At 56.2% G+C, this 761-nt stretch carries 1 protein-coding gene; it reads left to right on the top strand.

Features of this window, described 5'->3' with window-relative positions:
- Positions 1 to 569 precede the first annotated feature (569 nt).
- Complete coding sequence (locus DY926_RS17985; protein ID WP_274541787.1) at positions 570 to 722, top strand: AbrB/MazE/SpoVT family DNA-binding domain-containing protein; 153 nt, start codon at positions 570 to 572, stop codon at positions 720 to 722.
- Positions 723 to 761 lie beyond the last annotated feature (39 nt).

Raw genomic sequence — 761 nt, 5'->3', positions numbered from 1 at the left:
GGGCACGACGCCGTAATGCTGGGCATAGGGCGGGGGAAGCCGCTGCAGGGTTTCGCGGATGCCGCCTGCCAGATCCTCGCGTCGCATGGGTTAACCTTTCCGTGGAGACGACTGCACACGCGTGTAATTAAGGGACATATAAAAACCTTTATCACAGACCATCGCAAACGGCCATGTTAAAGCTTTTCCCTTGTCGGTCAGGATGAGGGCCGGTTTTTCCGGGTGCGGACTTTCCTGCATGGACGCCCCCCACACGCGATAAATACGCTTATCGCGTGTGATGGCATTGAAACCGGTTGAATCGCCTGCCCGGGGCTGTCATCCTGTTTCCATGACCACCAGAACCCCGAGACCCGGTCTTCTGCCCGGATATCCCGCCGGGAAGGCGGGATGATCATGGCTGGAAATGGCTGGCTTCGCCCTGGTGTTGGCCATCGGGACGTTCATTTTTCCTTTCCGATACCGAACACCGTGACAATCAGGCAACTTAGCCTCGGGGTCAGAGAATAGAAGACTGGTGTTGCGATCCAAACTTCACTATCTTACGAAAAGTAAGATAGGAGGGCGCCATGGAAACGGTCACTTTGCGCAAGCAGGGCAATTCGGTCGGGCTCACGCTGCCGGCGGAGACCCGTATTCGACTGGGACTGGAAATCGGGCAAGAACTCACGCTGGGGAGCTGTCACGTTAACTGTAGTGTGTTGAGTAACGCTCTGCCGTGAAGTTTTCAGGCTGTCAGCTGGGTGGCCTTGTTCCATTGG

It is taken from the genome of Komagataeibacter melaceti (assembly GCF_003403295.1).
In the GTDB taxonomy this organism is placed as follows: domain Bacteria; phylum Pseudomonadota; class Alphaproteobacteria; order Acetobacterales; family Acetobacteraceae; genus Komagataeibacter; species Komagataeibacter melaceti.
This window is presented reverse-complemented; position numbering and strand designations above follow the sequence as displayed.

Excerpts from the sequence above, each read along its gene's own strand:
- DY926_RS17985 (WP_274541787.1), top strand. The coding sequence starts at position 570 with ATGGAAACGGTCACTTTGCGCAAGCAGGGCAATTCGGTCGGGCTCACG.